General features: G+C 70.3%; 14 protein-coding genes and 1 pseudogene. 11 read left to right on the top strand and 4 right to left on the bottom strand.

Going from position 1 to position 18,873, the window contains the following annotated elements; genetic code table 11:
* Positions 1–54 precede the first annotated feature (54 nt).
* The 9 genes from BMX65_RS01430 (at position 55) to BMX65_RS01390 (ending at position 14,079) form a co-directional block, all read left to right on the top strand.
* Positions 55–1,806 carry a Na+/H+ antiporter subunit D gene (locus BMX65_RS01430; protein WP_074998244.1) on the top strand — a complete coding sequence of 584 codons (1,752 nt, stop codon included), beginning with the start codon at positions 55–57 and terminating at the stop codon, positions 1,804–1,806.
* Entirely contained in the window at positions 1,803–2,387 is a 585-nt protein-coding gene (locus BMX65_RS01425) for a Na+/H+ antiporter subunit E (protein ID WP_074998243.1), read from the top strand. Before BMX65_RS01430 ends, BMX65_RS01425 begins: the two co-directional genes overlap by 4 nt.
* Positions 2,378–2,839 carry an MrpF/PhaF family protein gene (locus BMX65_RS01420; RefSeq protein ID WP_079171640.1) on the top strand — a complete coding sequence of 154 codons (462 nt, stop codon included), beginning with the start codon at positions 2,378–2,380 and terminating at the stop codon, positions 2,837–2,839. The genes BMX65_RS01425 and BMX65_RS01420 overlap by 10 nt, the downstream gene beginning before the upstream one ends.
* 25 nt (positions 2,840–2,864) lie before the next feature.
* Positions 2,865–3,251, top strand: a complete 387-nt coding sequence (gene mnhG, locus BMX65_RS01415) for a monovalent cation/H(+) antiporter subunit G (protein ID WP_074998242.1) — start codon at positions 2,865–2,867, stop codon at positions 3,249–3,251.
* A 104-nt stretch (positions 3,252–3,355) separates the two neighbouring features.
* Entirely contained in the window at positions 3,356–4,087 is a 732-nt protein-coding gene (locus BMX65_RS01410; RefSeq protein WP_074998241.1) for a VIT1/CCC1 transporter family protein, read from the top strand.
* Positions 4,088–4,474: 387 nt separating this feature from the next.
* The gene (locus BMX65_RS01405; protein WP_107437360.1) at positions 4,475–5,674 is read left to right on the top strand and encodes a cytochrome P450 family protein; all 1,200 of its coding nucleotides are present in this window, start codon (positions 4,475–4,477) and stop codon (positions 5,672–5,674) included.
* Entirely contained in the window at positions 5,674–7,119 is a 1,446-nt protein-coding gene (locus BMX65_RS01400) for a cytochrome P450 family protein (protein ID WP_239501776.1), read from the top strand. The genes BMX65_RS01405 and BMX65_RS01400 overlap by 1 nt, the downstream gene beginning before the upstream one ends.
* Positions 7,120–7,979: 860 nt before the next feature.
* Complete coding sequence (gene gltB / locus BMX65_RS01395) at positions 7,980–12,620, top strand: glutamate synthase large subunit (protein WP_074998239.1); 4,641 nt, start codon at positions 7,980–7,982, stop codon at positions 12,618–12,620.
* Positions 12,613–14,079, top strand: a complete 1,467-nt coding sequence (locus tag BMX65_RS01390) for a glutamate synthase subunit beta (RefSeq protein WP_074998238.1) — start codon at positions 12,613–12,615, stop codon at positions 14,077–14,079. The genes gltB and BMX65_RS01390 overlap by 8 nt, the downstream gene beginning before the upstream one ends.
* 107 nt (positions 14,080–14,186) lie before the next feature.
* Here BMX65_RS01390 and BMX65_RS01385 read toward each other — a convergent pair whose 3' ends face one another.
* Both BMX65_RS01385 and BMX65_RS01380 read right to left on the bottom strand, forming a co-directional pair.
* Positions 14,187–15,296: a hypothetical protein gene (locus tag BMX65_RS01385; protein ID WP_074998237.1), complete on the bottom strand. Its 1,110-nt coding sequence runs from the start codon at positions 15,294–15,296 to the stop codon at positions 14,187–14,189.
* On the bottom strand, positions 15,284–15,943 hold the full coding sequence (locus tag BMX65_RS01380; protein WP_074998236.1) for a hypothetical protein: 660 nt from the start codon (positions 15,941–15,943) through the stop codon (positions 15,284–15,286). The genes BMX65_RS01385 and BMX65_RS01380 overlap by 13 nt, the downstream gene beginning before the upstream one ends.
* A gap of 283 nt (positions 15,944–16,226) precedes the next feature.
* Between BMX65_RS01380 and BMX65_RS01375 the strand changes: the two are divergent.
* Positions 16,227–16,630: pseudogene (locus BMX65_RS01375) on the top strand (FAD-dependent oxidoreductase); the annotation flags it as partial.
* Positions 16,631–16,741: 111 nt separating this feature from the next.
* On the opposite strand, the gene BMX65_RS01370 reads toward BMX65_RS01375, so the two are convergent.
* Entirely contained in the window at positions 16,742–17,815 is a 1,074-nt protein-coding gene (locus tag BMX65_RS01370) for a hypothetical protein (protein ID WP_244905658.1), read from the bottom strand.
* A gap of 26 nt (positions 17,816–17,841) precedes the next feature.
* Positions 17,842–18,501, bottom strand: a complete 660-nt coding sequence (locus BMX65_RS01365; protein WP_074998735.1) for a hypothetical protein — start codon at positions 18,499–18,501, stop codon at positions 17,842–17,844.
* A 134-nt stretch (positions 18,502–18,635) separates the two neighbouring features.
* On the opposite strand from BMX65_RS01365, the gene BMX65_RS34085 reads away from it, so the two are divergent.
* Positions 18,636–18,839 carry a hypothetical protein gene (locus BMX65_RS34085; protein WP_074998233.1) on the top strand — a complete coding sequence of 68 codons (204 nt, stop codon included), beginning with the start codon at positions 18,636–18,638 and terminating at the stop codon, positions 18,837–18,839.
* The last annotated feature ends 34 nt before the right edge of the window (positions 18,840–18,873 follow it).

Raw genomic sequence — 18,873 nt, 5'->3', positions numbered from 1 at the left:
CGCACCCGCCCCGGGGCCCGCATGCATCCGGGGCCGCACCGCAGGCGCGGGCGCATGGTGAGCGGGGGAGCCGGACCGGTCGGCGGGGCGGCCGCCGCCGGACTCCTGGTGCCGCTGCCGGTGATCCTCCCGCTGTGCGCGGCCGGACTGAAACTGGCCATCGGAGCGCGGCTGGAGCGGGTGCAGCGGTTCATCAGCGCCGCCGTGCTGCTCGCCGTCCTCGTCGTCTCCCTGCTGCTGCTGGTGGCCGCCGACCGGCACGGTCCGCAGGTGATGTTCGCGGGCGGCTGGGCGCCGCCGGTCGGGATCGTGCTGGTCGCCGACCGGCTCGCGGCGCTGATGCTGGTGATCTCCTCGTCGGTGACGCTGGCCGTCCTGGTCTACTCCGTGGGCCAGGGCCTGGCCGACAACGACGAGGCGACCCCGCTGTCCGTCTTCCACCCCTCCTACCTGGTGCTGGTGGCCGGGGTCTCGGACACCTTCCTGGCCGGGGACCTGTTCAACCTCTACGTCGGCTTCGAGTTGATGCTGACGGCCAGCTATGTGCTGATGACGATCGGCGGCACCCTGGCGCGCATCCGCGCCGGCGCCACGTACGCGATCGTCTCGCTGCTGTCCTCCATGCTGTTCCTGGCCGCCGTCGCCATGGTGTACGCGGCGGCGGGCACCGTCACCATGGCCCAACTGCCCTCCCGGCTGGACGCCCTGCCCGACAGCGTGGCCATGGTCCTGCAGATCGCGCTGCTGGGCGTGTTCGCCATCAAGGCGGCCGTCTTCCCGCTGGCCGCCTGGCTGCCCGACTCCTACCCCACCGCACCGGCGCCGGTCACCGCCGTGTTCGCGGGACTGCTCACCAAGGTCGGCATCTACGCCATACTGCGCACCCAGACACTGCTCTTCCCCGGCGACGGCATCGGCGACGTCCTGATGGTCCTGGCCCTGCTCTCGCTGCTCGTCGGCATCCTGGGCGCGGTCGCGCAGACCGACCTCAAACGGCTGCTCTCCTTCACCCTGGTCAGCCACATGGGGTACATGGTCTTCGGGATCGGACTGGGCAGCCCCGCCGGGATCTCCGGCGCGGTGTTCTACGTCGCGCACCACATCACCGTCCAGACCACCCTCTTCCTCGTCGCCGGACTGATCGAGCGCCGCACCGGCACGACGGACCTGCAGAGCCTCGGCGGCCTCGCCCGCCTCTCCCCGCTGCTGGCCGTGCTGTTCTTCGTCCCCGCGATGAACCTCGCCGGGATCCCGCCGCTCTCCGGCTTCCTCGGCAAGCTCGGGCTGCTGCGGGCCGGAGTGGACGACGGCGGGGCGCTCGCCTACCTGCTGGTGGCGGGCGGAACGGTCACCAGCCTCCTCACCCTGTACGCGCTGACCAAGGCGTGGAACGTCGCCTTCTGGCGCGCCGCGACACCGGAGATGTGCGCGGCCGGCACCGTGCTGGAGTCCCGGGAGGAGGACACCCCCGAAGAGGGCGCCGGGGACGCCGCCGGGTCCGGGGCGCCGACCGGGAGCACGGGCCCCGGCGCCGGACCGCCGGGGCGGCACCCCGCGGCCGCCGGAGGGTGGCCGACCGGCGGCCTCTCGGTGCTGATGCGGCGCCGGGTGACCACCACCTTCGGCGGCCAGGAGATCACCACCACCAGTTCGCTCCCCGCCAGCATGGCCGGAGCCACCGCGGCCCTCGTCCTGTTCGGGCTCGCCTTCACCGTGCTCGCGGGCCCCCTGTTCGGACTGACCGGCCGCGCGGCGGACGAGATGCTCGCCCGCAGCCCCTACGTCGAGGCGGTGATGCAGAAGTGACGGCCCCTCAACGGCTGCGCGAAGCCAGCCGGCTGCGTGCCACCCAGTGGCCCATGGTGTGCGGCCTCACCCTGCTGTGGCTGCTGCTGTGGGGCACCCCCACCCCGGCCAACGTGGTGACCGGGGTGCTCGTCGCGCTCCTGGTGGTGCTCGTCTTCCCGCTGCCTCCCGTGGAGAAGCAGGCCCGGGCCCATCCGCTCGGCATCCTGCGCTTCGCCGTCCGGTTCGTACTGGACCTGGTCGTCTCCAGTTGGCGGATCAACCGCTACATGCTCGCGCTCGGCCGCCCGCGCTGCGCCGTGCTGGCGGTGAAGATGCGCTGCCCCGGCGATCTGATGCTGACCGTCACGGCGGTCGCGGTCACGGCCGTACCCGGCAGCACCGTCCTGGAGGTCGACCGCCGCTCGGGAACCCTCTATCTGCATGTGCTCGGCGGCGAGAGCGAGGAGGAGCAGGCACGGGCCCGGCGGGACGCGCTCCGCCTGGAGACCCGGGTCGTGGAGGCGTTCGGCACCGACGCCGACGTCGCCGCGATCCGCGCCTCCGAGGCCGCCGAGGAGGTGTTCGGCCGATGGCGGTGACGGTACGGCAGACGCCCGCGGCCCTCCCCGCGGAACCGGCGCGGGTGCTGACCGCCGCCGCGCACGACGCCCCGGCCTTCGAGATCACGGCCGCGGTGATCGCCGGGCTGCTGCTGGCCGCCGGGCTGCTGGTCACCCTGCGGCTGGTGCGGGGACCCTCGACCCTGGACCGCGCCGTCGCGCTCGATGTGCTGGTGGCCGTCGTGATGGCCGGTATCGGCCTGCAGTCGGCGGTCCGCGGGACCGCCTTCTACCTGCCCGTCCTGCTGGTCCTCTCCTTCCTCGGCTTCACCGGCTCGGTCGGGGTCGCGCGCTTCATGGCGCTGCGGGGCGAGGCCGGAACCGAGGACGTGGACGAGAGCGAGGGCACCGGCGAGCCTCCCTCCGGCTCTCCGCCCTCCGCACCCGGCGGCGGTCCCGAGGAGCCCGGCCCGCACCGGGGGACGCCGTGAGGGACCGGACCCGGGAGGAGCACCGATGAACTGGACGGCCGTGGCGGACGTGGCGGGTGCCGTCTGCATGCTGGCGGGCGGGCTGCTCTGCCTGCTGGCCGGGATCGGCATGGTGCGGCTGCCGGACGTGCTGGCCCGGATGCACGCCGCGACCAAGCCCCAGTCCTTCGGCCTGCTGCTGGTCCTGCTCGGTGCCGGACTGTGGCTGCGCAGCCTCATCGACCTGTGCACCCTGCTGCTCGTCGCCCTCTTCCAACTGCTGACCTCCCCGGTGGCCGCGCACATGGTGGGCCGCGCCGCCTACCGGACCGGGCGGCTGGACCGCGAGGACCTGGTCCGCGACGAGCTGGCGGCGGCGCTGCGCGCGGCAGCCGACCAGGGTCCGGAGGAAAACCCCAGGTCAACGGGGTAAGTACGGCCTTCCTTGCTGGCAGCGGACGGCGCTTCGTGGCTACGCTTCGAACAGGAGGACGCGGCCGTGCGTCCGCTGTTCGAAGTGAAGGAGCCGTACCGGCCATGTCCCTCGCCGGAGTCACCGACCCGACCCACGTCGCGCACCGCGACAACCACACCCACCGCGATGTCAACGGCGGCTGGCTGCGGCCCGCCGTCTTCGGTGCGATGGACGGGCTGGTCTCCAACCTCGGTCTGATGACCGGTGTCGCGGGCAGCGCCGCCTCCTCCCAGACCATCGTCATCGCGGGCCTCGCCGGGCTGGCGGCCGGCGCCTTCTCCATGGCCGCCGGCGAATACACCTCCGTCGCCTCGCAGCGCGAACTCGTCCAGGCCGAACTGGAGATCGAGCGGCGCGAGCTGCGGCGCAGCCCGCGCGCGGAGATCAAGGAACTGGCCGCGCTGTACGAGTCCCGCGGAGTCGACCCCGAGCTGGCCGGGAAGGTCGCCGAGCAACTGCACCGCGACCCGGAGCAGGCGCTGGAGATCCACGCCCGGGAGGAGCTGGGCGTCGACCCCGGTGACCTGCCCTCCCCGACCGTCGCCGCCGTCTCCTCCTTCTTCTCCTTCGCGGTGGGCGCCGTGCTTCCGGTGCTGCCCTACCTCTTCGGGATCACCACGCTGTGGCCCGCGGTGCTGTGCGCCCTGCTGGGGCTGTTCGTCTGCGGTGCGGTCGTCTCCCGGGTCACCGCCCGGAGCTGGTGGTTCAGCGGCCTGCGCCAGCTCACCCTCGGCGCCGCCGCCGCGGCCGTCACCTACGGCCTGGGCGCCCTGTTCGGCGTCGCGGTCGGCTGACCTCGCGGGGCGCGGCGGAGCGCGGCGCCCCAGGAGCGAGCGGGGCCCCGCCCCGGCGCCGCCCCTGCCGCCCCGGCGCACCGCGCGTCGGGGCGTACCTGTGTCGGAACGCATCAGTGCGTCGAACGGCCACGATCGACAGTGCGTCGAACGGTCACCGATCGACGGGAACGGTCCCCACTGATCGGGAAACTGCCTAGGCTGGGCACGAAGTGACACCTGAGACCACCAAGTGCCACCGTCCGCAGGGGAGTTGCGACCTTGGCCAGTCAGCCCCAGCCCTACGATCCCGCGCACGGCCCACCGGCCTCCGGCGCCCCTCCAGCGGAGCCCCGCGGCTGCCCCGCCGCGGCGGGCGCCCGGACCGCACCCGGCGCCGTACCGCTCATGGGACCCCGCTTCCACACCGACCTGGAGGCCGTCTACCGGGACATGCGCCGCGACCACGGGCCCGTCGTCCCCGTCACCCTCCCCGGCGACGTACCCGCCTGGCTCGTCATCGGCTACCGCGAACTCCACCAGGTCACCCGCGACCCGGTGCTCTTCCCCCGGGACCAGGGCCTGTGGAACCAGTGGGAGAACCTCCCCGAGGACTGGCCGCTGCGCCCGATGATCGGCACCCCGCAGCCCTCCGTCTACTTCACCGTCGGCGAGGAACACCGCCGCCACCTGGCCATGATCCAGCACGCGCTGGAGGGCGTGAACCACGTCGAACTCCGCCGCACCACCGAGGAGATCGCCGACCGGCTCATCGACAGCTTCTGCGGCGCGGGCGAGTCCGAGATCGTCTCCGCCTACGCCAAACCGCTGCCCCTCCTCACCCTGGCCCGCGTCCTGGGCTTCCCCGACTCCGACGGCCCGGAACTGATCCGCTCCCTCACCGACATGGCCGACGGCGGCCCCGACGCGCTCGCCGGGTTCGAACACGCGCTCTCCCTCATGCGGCGGCTCGTCGCCCGCAGGCACGCGGCGCCCGGAGCCGACGTACTCTCCGCCATGCTGGCCCACCCCGAGGAGTTCACCGACGAGGCGTACGTCCTCGACCTCATGGCCCTCACCTCCGCCGGGTTCCTGCCCACCGCCGACTGGATCGGCAACTCGGTGCGCCTCATGCTCACCGACGACCGCTTCGCCGCCTCGCTCTCCGGAGGGCGCCACACCGTCCCCGAGGCCATGAACGAAGTGCTGTGGGAGGACACCCCCACCCAGATCCTGGCCGGCCGCTGGGCCGCGCGCGACACCCGGCTCGCGGGCCGCACGATCGCCCGCGGCGACCTGCTGCTGCTGGGACTCGCCGGCGCCAACCGCGACCCGGCGGCACACGCGCCGCACGGCGCGGACCGTCCGCGCGACAGCAACTTCGCCCACTTCGCCTTCAGCCACGGCGAGTACCAGTGCCCCTTCCCGGCGCAGGAGATCGCCGAGATCGTCGCGCGGACCGGCATCGAGGTGCTGCTCGACCGGCTGCCCGACCTCGACCTGGCGGTCGCGCCCCGCACCCTGGCCCGCCGCCCCTCGCCCTTCCTGCGCGGCATGACGGTGCTGCCCGTCCGCTTCGCGCCCACACCCCCGTACGGAGGACGCTGATGAACGGCGACGCACAGTCCCTGGCGAGCGAACCCCTGCCCGGCGGTGCGGACCCCGGCGGCTGCCCGGCGGACAGGGGTGCGGCGCCTGGCGCCCGCTCGGCGGGCGGGGGTGCGGCACCCGGCGCCCGCCCGGCGGACGGGGGTGCGGCACCCGGCACCCCGGGGTGCCCGATCACCATCGACCCGCTGGTCGGCAGCCTCGCCGCCGAGACCGAGGCCCTGCGGACCGCCGGGCCGCTCGCCCGGATCGACCTGATGGGCGCCGAGGTGTGGACGGTCACCACCCACGCCGAAGCCCGCCGGCTCCTCACCGACACCCGGCTGGTCAAGGACATCACCCGCTGGAACCTGTGGCGCGACGGCGAGATCGACGAGAGCTGGCCGCTGATCGGCATGGTCGACGCGGGCCGCTCCATGTTCACCGTCGACGGGGCCGAGCACCGGCGGCTGCGCGTCAAGACGGCGCAGGCGCTCACCCCGCGGCGGCTGGAGGAGCTGCGTCCCGTCGTCGAACGCGTCACGGCCCGACTGCTGGATGCGATGGCCGCACACGCCGCCGAGGCGCCGGACGAGCCGCTCGACCTGAAGTCCGCGTTCGCGCAGCCACTGCCCATGTCGGTGGTCTGCTCGCTGATGGGCGTCGACCCCGCGCTGGAGCCGCGGCTGCACCACCTGTACGAGGCGTTCTTCTCCACCCTGACCCCGCAGCAGGAGCGGCTCGCCGTCCTGCGGGAGCTGGACGAGCTCTACCACGACATGGTCCGGCGCAAGACCGCGTCCCCCGGCGACGACCTCACCAGCGCCCTCATCCTCGCCGACGAAGGCGGCGAGCCGCTCACCGCCGAAGAGGTACGGGGCAACCTGGAGGCCATGGTCGCCGCCGGGCACGAAACCACGGTGACCCTGATCCTGTGCGCCGTGCGGGCCCTGCTCACCCATCCGGACCAGCTTCGGCTGGTGCTCGACGGCCAGGTCGGCTGGGAGGCCGTCATCGAGGAGACGCTGCGCTGGGAGTCGCCCTCCACCCATTTGCTGCTGCGGTTCGCGACCTCGGACATCGAGGTTGGTGCCGGTGGGGCCGCCATCCGGGAGGGCGGCACCGGCGGGGCCGTCATCCGGGAGGGCGGCACCGGTGGGGCCGTCATCCGGGAGGGCGAAGGCGTCGCCATGTCCTACCGGGCCATCGGCCGTGACCGGGCGCAGCACGGGGAGGACGCCGACCGCTTCGACGTGCGGCGTCCCGCACCCATCCGGCACCTGGCCTTCGGACACGGGCCGCACATCTGCCCCGGCGCGGGGCTCTCGCGGCTGGAGGCGTCCGTGGCGCTGCCGGCGCTCTTCGAGCGGTTTCCCGGGCTGTGCGGGGTGGCTGTCGCGGGGACGCGTAATCGGCCGGTGCTCACCCAGAACGAGCTGGAGTCTCTTCCGGTGCGGCTGGGCTGACGGCGCCCCCCTTCGCGGGGGCGCCGTCTCCCCCTGGGGGTGCCCCCCATCCCCTTGCCTTTTTGGTGCGGCTTCGTTGTCGGGGGCTTCGCCCCCGAGCCCCCGTTGTCCTCGCCGGACGGGCGTTGGGGCGGCTCCGCCCCCCAACAGCCCCCCGCTAGGGGGCTTCGCCCCCTAGGACCCCCAGCCGCACCCGTGTGAGCCCTTGCGGACCTTGCTCCGGGTCTTTTCTTTGGTCCGTTGTCTGCGGGAAGTGTCCTGATGCCGTCCGTCACAGCACAAGAGCGCTCCTGCAGTCGAGAGTCCTCCGGCGGTTGCCGGATGCGGGAGGGGGAGGGAGAGGTGTTGGTGCCTGGGGGTTTCTAAGGGGGCGGAGCCCACTTAGCGAGGGGCCGTTGGGGGCAGCGCCCCCCGACACGACCGCTCGGCGGCAGCCGGGAACGGCGGGGGCGTGCCCCCACGGAGCCGGGCCACCCGCGAAGGGGAACCGACCCCGCGAAGACGCCCCCCGCGCAGGGAGTCGCCTCCCGCGAAGGGAGTCGTGTTACTCGGCGGTTTCATCTTGCGTGAGGCGGGGCAGTAGTCCGTAACGCCGCCGGCAACGACGCCTGTGTGCGAGAGAGAGCCGCTTGTCACTCGGGGTGACCCGCCCCGAACCCCCTGTGCAGGTCTTTTCCGGCCCCATAAGGGCCACCCGCGTCGGCGCGCTGACACGGTCGCGCCCGGTGTTCGTATGGTGAGATGCGTCTTCCACTTTCCGGGAAGTGCGCCACCATGTAACCTGCACGAAAATTTTTGCCACATGAGGGCCAACGTCGTCCCTCGGTACGTACCAATGCCACGAGACGACGGGAGTGCCGATGCGTGCTGTGCCGACAGCGGATTGGGCCGCCCACCACCCTGCCAAGCAGGGGATGTACGACCCCCGATACGAGCACGACGCCTGCGGCGTCGGCTTCGTGGCGACCCTGACCGGTGAGCCCAGCCACGAGCTGGTCGAACAGGCGCTGACCGTGCTCCGCAATCTCGAGCACCGGGGTGCCACCGGGTCGGACCCGGACACCGGTGACGGCGCCGGCATCCTGCTGCAGATCCCCGACGCCTTCCTCCGCGAGAGCGTCCCCTTCGCGCTGCCCGAGCAGGGCTCCTACGCGGTGGGCATCGCCTTCCTGCCCGGCGAGGAGGAGGGCGGCGAGGCGCAGGCGACCTCGGCGGCCGTCTCGCAGATCGAGACGCTCGCGGCCGAGGAGGGGCTGACCGTCCTCGGCTGGCGCGAGGTGCCGGTCGCCCCCGAGCTGCTCGGCCCGGGCGCCCGCGCCACCATGCCCACGTTCCGGCAGCTCTTCGTCGCCGCGCAGGGCGAGGCCGACGGTGTGGCTCTCGACCGGCTCGCGTTCGTGCTGCGCAAGCGCGCCGAGCGCGAGGCGGGTGTCTACTTCCCTTCGCTCTCTTCGCGCACCCTCGTCTACAAGGGCATGCTGACCACCGGGCAGCTCGAACCGTTCTTCCCCGACCTGTCGGACCGCCGGTTCGCCACCGCCATCGCGCTGGTGCACTCCCGCTTCTCCACCAACACCTTCCCGAGCTGGCCGCTGGCCCACCCCTACCGGTTCGTCGCACACAACGGCGAGATCAACACCGTGCAGGGCAACCGCAACTGGATGCGGGCCCGCGAGTCCCAGCTCCGTTCCGAGCTGTTCGGCTCCGCCCGCCGCGAGGACGGCGGGGACCAGGGGAGCCTGGAGCGGATCTTCCCCATCAACACCCCGGGCGCCTCCGACTCGGCCACCTTCGACGAGGTGCTGGAGCTGCTGCACCTGGGCGGCCGCTCGCTGCCGCACTCGGTGCTGATGATGGTCCCCGAGGCGTGGGAGAGCGCCGAGTCGCAGGATTCGATGGACCCCGCGCGGCGGGCCTTCTACCAGTACCACTCCACGATGATGGAGCCCTGGGACGGCCCCGCCTGCGTCACCTTCACCGACGGCACCCAGGTCGGCGCCGTACTGGACCGCAACGGGCTGCGGCCGGGCCGGTACTGGGTCACCGACGACGGCCTCGTCGTCCTGGCCTCCGAGGTCGGCGTCCTGGACATCGACCCGGGCAAGGTCGTGCGCAAGGGCCGCCTCCAGCCCGGCCGGATGTTCCTGGTCGACACCGCCGAGCGCCGCATCATCGAGGACGACGAGATCAAGGCGCAGCTCGCCGCCGAGCACCCCTACCAGGAGTGGCTGGACGCCGGGCTCATCGAACTCGCCGACCTGCCCGAGCGCGAGCACATCGTGCACACCCACGCCTCGGTCACCCGCCGCCAGCAGACCTTCGGCTACACCGAGGAGGAGCTGCGCGTCCTGCTCGCCCCCATGGCCCGCAGCGGCGCCGAGCCCATCGGTTCCATGGGCACCGACTCGCCGATCGCGGCGCTCTCGGACCGGCCCCGGCTGATCTTCGACTACTTCACCCAACTGTTCGCGCAGGTCACCAACCCGCCGCTGGACGCGATCCGCGAGGAACTGGTCACCTCGCTCCACTCGCCGCTGGGCCCGCAGGGCAACCTGCTGGAGCCGACGGCCGCCTCCTGCCGCAGCGTCACCCTGCCGTTCCCCGTCATCGACAACGACGAGCTGGCCAAGCTCATCCACATCAACGCCGACGGCGACCTGCCGGGCTTCAAGTCCGCCACGCTCTCCGGGCTCTACCGCGTCGCCGAAGGAGGGGACGGCCTCGCGGCCCGCATCGAGCAGATCTGCGCGGAGGCCGACACGGCGATCGAGTCCGGCGCCCGGCTCATCGTGCTGTCCGACCGGCACTCGGACGCCGAGCACGCGCCGATCCCGTCGCTGCTGCTCACCTCGGCGGTGCACCACCACCTCATCCGCACCAAGCAGCGCACCCAGGTGGGGCTGCTGGTCGAGGCCGGGGACGTCCGCGAGGTGCACCACGTCGCGCTGCTCATCGGGTACGGCGCCGCCGCGGTCAACCCGTACCTGGCCATGGAGTCCGTCGAGGACCTGGTCCGGGCCGGCACCTTCCTGCCCGGCGCCGCGGAGCTCCCGCCCGAGGAGGCCATCCGCAACCTGATCTACGCCCTGGGCAAGGGCGTGCTGAAGGTGATGTCCAAGATGGGCATCTCCACCGTCGCCTCCTACCGCGGCGCGCAGGTCTTCGAGGCCGTCGGCCTGGACGCCTCGTTCGTCGACGCGTACTTCCACGGCACCACCACCAAGATCGGCGGCGCCGGCATCGACGTCGTCGCCAAGGAGGTCGCTGCCCGGCACGCCAAGGCGTACCCCTCCTCCGGCATCGCCCCCGCGCACCGGCTGCTGGACATCGGCGGCGAGTACCAGTGGCGCCGCGAGGGCGAACCGCATCTGTTCGACCCGGAGACCGTCTTCCGCCTCCAGCACTCCACCCGCCAGCGCCGCTACGACATCTTCAAGCAGTACACCCAGCGGGTCGACGAGCAGTCCGAGCGGCTGATGACCCTGCGCGGCCTGTTCGGCTTCAAGAGCGACCGCCCCTCGATCCCCGTCGAGGAGGTCGAGTCGGCGAGCGAGATCGTCAAGCGGTTCTCCACGGGCGCCATGTCCTACGGCTCCATCTCGCAGGAGGCGCACGAGACGCTGGCCGTCGCCATGAACCAGCTCGGCGGCAAGTCCAACACCGGTGAGGGCGGCGAGGACCCCGAGCGGCTCTACGACCCGGCCCGGCGCTCCGCGATCAAGCAGGTGGCCTCCGGCAGGTTCGGCGTCACCTCCGAGTACCTCGTCAACTCCGACGACATCCAGATCAAGATGGCCCAGGGCGCCAAGCCCGGCGAGGGCGGCCAGCTCCCCGGGCACAAGGTCTACCCGTGGGTGGCCAGGACCCGGCACTCCACCCCGGGCGTCGGCCTCATCTCGCCGCCGCCGCACCACGACATCTACTCGATCGAGGACCTCGCCCAGCTCATCCACGACCTCAAGAACGCCAACCCGCGGGCCCGTGTGCACGTGAAGCTGGTCTCCGAGGTCGGCGTCGGCACGGTCGCGGCGGGCGTCTCCAAGGCCCACGCGGACGTCGTCCTCATCTCCGGCCACGACGGCGGCACCGGTGCCTCCCCGCTGACCTCGCTCAAGCACGCGGGCGGCCCCTGGGAGCTGGGCCTGGCCGAGACGCAGCAGACGCTGCTGCTCAACGGGCTGCGCGACCGGATCGTCGTGCAGACCGACGGCCAGCTCAAGACCGGCCGCGACGTCGTCATCGCCGCACTGCTGGGCGCCGAGGAGTTCGGGTTCGCCACCGCACCGCTGGTGGTCTCCGGCTGCGTGATGATGCGCGTCTGCCACCTGGACACCTGCCCGGTCGGCATCGCCACCCAGAACCCGGTGCTGCGCGACCGCTACAGCGGCAAGGCCGAGTACGTCGTCAACTTCTTCGAGTTCATCGCCGAAGAGGTCCGCGAACTCCTCGCCGAGCTGGGCTTCCGCACCCTGGACGAGGCCATCGGGCACGCGGAGCTGCTCGACACCTCGCGCGCCGTGACGCACTGGAAGGCCCAGGGCTTCGACCTGGCGCCGCTGCTGCACGTCCCGGAGCTCCCCGAGGGCGCCGTGCTGCACCAGGCCACTGCGCAGGACCACGGTCTGGAGAAGGCGCTCGACAACCAGCTCGTCAAGCTGGCGGCCGACGCGCTGCAGGCCGACACCGCCGAGCAGGCCCAGCCGGTCCGCGCCCAGGTCGCGATCCGGAACGTCAACCGCACCGTGGGCACCATGCTCGGCCACGAGGTCACCAAGAAGTTCGGTGGAGCCGGGCTGCCCGACGACACCGTCGACCTCACCTTCACCGGCTCCGCCGGCCAGTCCTTCGGCGCCTTCGTCCCGCGCGGCATCACGCTGCGGCTGGAGGGCGACGCCAACGACTACGTCGGCAAGGGCCTCTCCGGCGGCCGGCTGATCGTCCGCCCCGACCGGGGCGCCGACCACCTGGCCGAGTACTCCACCATCGCCGGCAACACCCTCGCCTACGGCGCCACCGGCGGCGAGATCTTCCTGCGCGGGCGGGTCGGCGAACGCTTCTGCGTCCGCAACTCCGGTGCCCTGGTGGTCTCCGAAGGCGTGGGCGATCACGGCTGCGAGTACATGACCGGCGGCGCGGCCGTCGTGCTCGGCGGCACCGGCCGCAACTTCGGCGCCGGGATGTCCGGCGGCACCGCCTACGTCATCGACCTGGACCTGGCGAACGTGAACGCCGGACTGCGCGGCGCCGTGGAGGAACTGACCCACGAGGACAAGACGTGGCTGCACGAGGTCGTGCGACGCCACCAGGAGGAGACCGGCTCCACCGTGGCCGCCAAGCTCCTCGCCGACTGGGACGGCCCCGACGGAGCGCTCAGCCGCTTCAGCCGGGTGCTGCCCGCCACGTACAAGGCTGTGCTCACCGCCAAGGACGCCGCCGAGCGCGCGGGACTCAGCGAGTCCGAGACCCACGAGAAGATGATGGAGGCGGCGACCAATGGCTGACCCCAAGGGCTTCCTGCACACCGACCGCGAGGTCGCGAAGACCCGTCCCGTCGAGGAGCGGGTCAAGGACTGGAACGAGGTCTACGTCCCCGGCTCCCTGCTGCCCATCGTCAGCAAGCAGGCCGGGCGCTGCATGGACTGCGGCATCCCCTTCTGCCACAACGGCTGTCCGCTGGGCAACCTCATCCCCGAGTGGAACGACTACGCCTACCGCGGCGACTGGGAGGCGGCCTCCGAGCGGCTGCACGCGACCAACAACTTCCCCGAGTTCACCGGGCGGCTCTGCCCCGCCCCGTGCGAGTCGGCGTGCGTGCTGGGGATCAACCAGCCGGCCGTCACCATCAAGAACGTCGAGGTCTCCATCATCGACAAGGCGTGGGACAACGGGGACGTGACCCCGCAGCCGCCCGAGCGCCTCTCCGGGAAGACCGTCGCCGTCATCGGCTCCGGCCCCTCGGGCCTGGCCGCCGCCCAGCAGCTCACCCGGGCCGGGCACACCGTCGTGGTCTACGAGCGGGCCGACCGCATCGGCGGACTGCTGCGCTACGGCATCCCCGAGTTCAAGATGGAGAAGCGGCACATCAACCGCCGTATCGAGCAGATGCGTGCGGAAGGCACCAAGTTCCGTACCGAGACGGAGATCGGCCGCGACATCGACGCGAAGACGATCCGCAAGCGGTACGACGCGGTCGTCGTGGCGGCGGGCGCCACCACCGCCCGCGACCTGCCCGTACCCGGCCGCGAGCTGAACGGCATCCACCAGGCGATGGAGTACCTGCCGCTGGCCAACAAGGTGCAGGAGGGCGACCTGACGGTCTCCCCGATCAGCGCCGAGGGCAAGCACGTCGTCGTCATCGGCGGCGGCGACACCGGTGCCGACTGCGTGGGCACCGCGCACCGCCAGGGTGCCGCCTCCGTCACCCAGTTGGAGATCATGCCCAAGCCGGGCGAGGACCGGGACCCGGGCCGCCAGCCGTGGCCGACGTTCCCGCTGCTCTACAAGGTCACCAGCGCCCACGAGGAGGGCGGCGAGCGGGTCTACTCCGTCAACACCACCCATTTCGAGGGCGATGAGGACGGCAACGTCCAGTGGCTCCACCTGGTGGAGGTCGAGATGGTGGACGGCAAGCTGGAGCCCAAGCCCGGCACCGAGCGCCGGATTCCGGCCCAGTTGGTCACCCTCGCCATGGGCTTCACCGGCGTCGACCGCGAGAACGGACTGGTCGAACAGTTCGGTGTCGAACTCGACGCCCGCGGCAACATCGCACGGGACGGCGACTACGCCACCAACGTGCCCGGCGTCTACGTCGCCGGGGACGCCGGCCGGGGCCAGTCCCTGATCGTCTGGGCCATCGCCGAGGGCCGCTCGGCGGCCAAGGCCGTCGACCGCCACCTCACCGGCGAGCACAGCACCCTGCACGCCCCTGTCCGCCCCACGGACCGCGCCCTGGCGGTCTGACCCGGGGAGCCCCCCGAACTTCCGTACAAGGGCGTACGGACGAAGCGGCGCCTGCCAGTCCCCGACCGGGTTTGTGGCAGGCGCCGCACTGTGTCCGCGCTGACCGCTCAGTCACGCACGATGGACTGGATCTCCTTCACGGTCATGTTCTTGGTGGTGCTGAAGGTGCCCGACGGGAACGTGCCCCCCGGGTCCTCGGTGCTCTTCCACGCCACCTTCCAGGTGAGCGTGGCCTTCAGCGTGTAGGAGCCGTTCTCGCCGGTGGCCCTCAGATACCGGATGCCGCACGGCGGGGTCCGGTCCTTCTTCCCGGCGGAGTACTTCTCACCCAGTGCGCCGTTCTTGAATGTGCACTTCCCCGAAGCGGGGTAGGTCTTCGCGTCTCCGGTGCCGGGCTCGAGAGTCAGCGACTCGGGCGTGGCGGTGGTGGTCGCGGAGAGTTTGGTCCCGTCGACGAGATCGAGTTCGGCGATCGCCTTCACGGGCTTGAACCTGCTCCTGTCCAGCCAGACCCAGGTGTCGAGGTTGACGGTCTGCTTGCCGTCGGGGTTCAACGACAGTTCCGTTTCCGGGATGGGGAGCTGCTCGTATGCGTACTGCGCGAGGATCTTCGGACTGACGGCCAGCGGCATGTCCTCGGGCGGGTCCCCCTTCGGCACCCAGATGGCGTGGTCGCTGCACGCGTCCGCCTCCGGGTCGTCCGCCCGGTCGGGGTTGCGCACGCCTTCCCAGAAGTAGCCCTTGCCCTGCTGGTCCATGTTGTAGTCGTCGTACTTGTCGGTCTGGTAGTAGTTCTCGTAGAGGTGGACCACCTGCTCCGAGAGCGCGTCCGCCGCCTTCTGGTTGCTCTTCTCGAGATCGTCGAAGATCGTGCCGGAGTCCTTCTCGTCCTCCTCGTCCTCGTCCCGCTTCTCCGGCTTGGCGTCCTCGATCTTCTTCTTGAGTTCCTTGGGCGTCGTCTTCGGCTCGTACCAGCACGCCGGGGCTTCCCAGTCGGGATCCTTCGGGTCCAGCTTGACCGTCTTCCCGCCGCCCTTGCTGTCGCCCTGGACGATCCGGATGTGCGAGACCTCGGCGGTGATGTCGGCGCCGTCGGTGCCGCCCGAAGCTCTGCTCGCGCCCGAGCCCTTCGGGTCCGCGTGTGCGGTGGCGGAGGCCGCCAGGAGAAGTCCCGTCGTCAGCGCGATGATCGAGTTCTTCCGGCTCACTCCATGCATTTCTTGGCCTTAGCAGTCTCGTGACCCGAGGTCGCCTGCCACACTCCGTCCTTGTTCCGCTCCATCCGGAGTCGGGTGAAGATGTAGTTCAAGTCGCCCCCGTTGTTCGGTTCGAGTTTCCCCGTCTTGAGAAGCTTGTTCTTGGCTTTGCTTTCGTCGATGCAGAAGTAGATCTGCGCTACGGTGTCGCTCTCCAGTTCGACCCTCTGGTCGTAGTAGCGGGTTACACCGGCCCAGCTCTGCTGGTCCTTCTTCGCTTCGAGGATGTACTTGTTCGAGGCGAGCAGTGACTGCCCCTTGGCGTAGACCTTCACCAGGTTCGGGTCTTTCCCCGTGGTGATGACCCGGTCGATCGCGTTGATCCGTGCCTGATTGTCGGCCAGGACCGCGTCCTTCTCGGGGTTGCCCGTCTCGGTGTCCTCGAAGACGTTCTTGGCGTCCTTCGCCAGCTTGATGTCCTCCGGTGCCTTGTGGCCGGGTGCATCCGAACTGTGGGACGGGGACGGGGACTTGCTCGTCTTCTTGGCGCCGTCGTCGGCGCCGTCGATCTTTCCGTCCGACCCGCCGTCGCTCCCGCACGCGCCCAGGAGGAGGGACGCGGCGAGGGCCGCTGCGGTCCACATCGCTGTGCTGGCCTGCTTGTTCATGCGCACGTTCTCTCAGCTCTCTGTCCGTGGGCGACGGCGAATCGAATCACCCGCAGTTTGATCACTTAAAGTTACTACAGTGAAAGGAGTGCCGACAGTCCCTGATAGTCACCGCGGTTCTCCCGTCTGTGTCAACTGGTGATCATTCAACTGGTGCTGCACGTCATGTCGGAGAACACGCGGCACGTCATCCGACAGGTTCCCGCTCCAGACCGCCGGGGAAATCCACACGGCCTTCCAGGGGGCCGCGGCTTGGTCGGAGACATCGACGCGCACGGCGGCGGGTGCCGACTGCCTGGGAACCGCGCGCCGTCGGGGCGACGCCCCGGTCGCCCGGTTGGAGATCATGCCCAGGCCGGGCGTGGAGCGGGACTCGGGCCGCCGGCCGTGGCCGACGTTCCCGCTGCTCTGCCGATGGGCTTCACCGGTGTCGACCGCGAGGACGGGCTGGTCGAGCAGTTCGGTGTCGAACGCGACGCCCGTGGGAGCATCGCGCGGGACGGCGACTACGCCGGCAACGTCCCCGGCGTCTACGTGGCCGGGGATGTCGGCCGGGGCCAGCCCCTCATCGTCTGGGCCATCGCGGAGGGCCGCTCGGCCGTCAAGGCCGTCGACCGCCACCTCACCGGCGAGCACAGCACCTTGCAGGCCCTCGTCCGCCCCACGGACCGTGCCTTGGCGGTCTGACCCGGGGAGCCCCTCCCCGAACTTCCGTACAAGGGCGTACGGACGACGCGGCGCCTGCCAGTCCCCGACCGGGTTGCGGCAGGCACCGCGCTGTGTGTTCGGGCTGACGGGTCAGTCGCGGACGATGGACTGGATCTCCTTGACGGTCATGTTCTTGGTGGTGCTGAAGGTGCCGGCGGGCAGATCGCCGCCGCTGCCGTCGGAGCCCTTCCAGGCGATCTTCCAGGTGAGTGTCGCCTTCAGCGGGTAGGAGCCGTTCTGGCCGCTGGCCCGCAGGTACCTGACACCACAGGGCGGGGTCTTGTCCTTCTTGCCGACCGAGTACTCCTCCCCGAGCTGGCCGTTCTTGACCACGCACTTCCCGGAGCCGGGATAGGTCTTGGCGTCGTCGGTGCCCGGTTCGAGGGTGAGGGAGGTCGGCTTGGCGGTGGTGGTCGCCGAGAGGTGAGTGCCGTCGAGGAGATCGAGCGAGGCGGTCACGTCCACCGGCTTGAACTTCCCCTTGTTCAGCCACACCCAGGTGTCGAGGTTGACCGTCTGCTTGTTCTCCGGGTTCAGCGACAGTTCGGTCCCCGGGATGGGCAGTTCCTCGTATGCGTACTGCGCGAGAATCTTCGGACTGACCGCGAGTGGCATACTCTTGGGCGGCTTTCCCTTGGGCACCCAGATGGCGTGCTCGCTACAGGCGTCTGCTTTGGGGTCGTCCGCCTTGTTCGGGTTCCGGACTCCCTCCCAGAACATGCCTTTTCCCTGCTTGTCGATGTTGTAGTCGTCGTACTTCTCGGTCTGGTAGTAGTTCTCGTAGAGCCCGACGACCTGATTCGCGACCGCGTCGGCCGCTTTCTGGTTGCTTTCCTCCAGGTCACCGAAGATCGTGCCGGAGTCCTCATCCTTCTCCGGCTTCCGCTTCTCAGGCTTCGCGCTCTCGATCTTTTCCTTGAGCTCCTTGGGGGTCGTCTTCGGCTCGTACCAGCACGCCGGAGCCTCCCAGTCGGGATCCTTGGGGTTCAGCTTGACGGTCTTTCCACCGCGGTCGCCACCCGCGGTGATCTGGACATGGGAGACTTCAGCGTGGTACTTTCCGTTTTTCTTGCCTCCGTGAGCCTCGGCGCCGTTGAGCGCCCCTTTCCCTTTGCCGCCTCCCGCATAGGCGACCGACGGCTCAGCAAGTAGAAGTATCGCCACCAACACACCAATTGAGCCCCGACGGGCTACTTCATGCATTGCTCGGCTCCTCGTTGTGAAGATCCGGATACGGCCTGCCATACGCCATCACTGTTCCGCTTCGTGTGGAACGATGCGAAGACATAATTCTGGTCGCCCCCGTCATTCGGTTCGAGCTTTCCAGTCTTGATTACTTTGTTCTGGGCCTTGCTCTCGTCGGCGCAGAAGGTCACTCGCGCATCTGATTTTCCCGTGAACTCGACCTTCTGATCGTAGTAACGAGTGACACCTGCCCAACTCATGCCATCATTGGCGAAGTCCAGGATGTACTCGTTCGAGGCGAGCAGTGACTTCCCCTTGGCGTAAACCTTCACCAGGTCCGGTTCTTTTCCGGTCGTGATGACACGGTCTACGGCGTTGATCCGTGCCTGGTTGTCGGCCAGGACCGCGTCCTTCTCGGGGTTGCCCGTCTCGGTGTCCTCGAAGACGTTCTTGGCGTCCTTCGCCAGCTTGATGTCCTCCGGTGCCTTGTGGCCGGGTGCATCCGAACTCTGGGACGGGGACGGGGACTTGCTCGTCTTCTTGGCGCCGTCGTCGGCGCCGTCGATCTTTCCGTCCGACCCGCCGTCGCTCCCGCACGCGCCCAGGAGGAGGGACGCGGCGAGGGCTCCTGCGGTCCACATCGCTGTGCCGGCCTGCTTCTTCATGCGCACGTTCTCTCAGCTCTCTGTCCGTGGGGCGACGGCGGTACGAATCACCGGCAGTTCGGTCACTCAGAAGTTACAGCAGGGGTCTGTGGGGCCGACAGCCGTCAGTCCCGTTCTCCTGCTTGTGTCAATCGGTGATCGTTCAACTGTCGTTGAACGTCTTGAAGAAGGACACGCAGCAACTCCGCCAACTGGTTCTGCTGATCGGGACCCAGACCCGTCGGCAGTTCGGCCTCACAGGTGAGAACCTGATCGACGGTGGATTCGACCAGTTGGTGTCCGACCGGGGTCAGCCCGACGACGACCGAGTGGCGGCGGCCTCCACGGGGCGCGGGTGACCACTGGCCCCCCTTACCTCGTGCACCGTCCTGG

This window comes from Streptomyces qinglanensis (assembly GCF_900111245.1).
Classification (GTDB): Bacteria; Actinomycetota; Actinomycetes; order Streptomycetales; family Streptomycetaceae; genus Streptomyces; species Streptomyces qinglanensis.
Note: the sequence above shows the minus strand (reverse complement) of the source record. Positions and strands in the feature narration are given on the sequence as shown.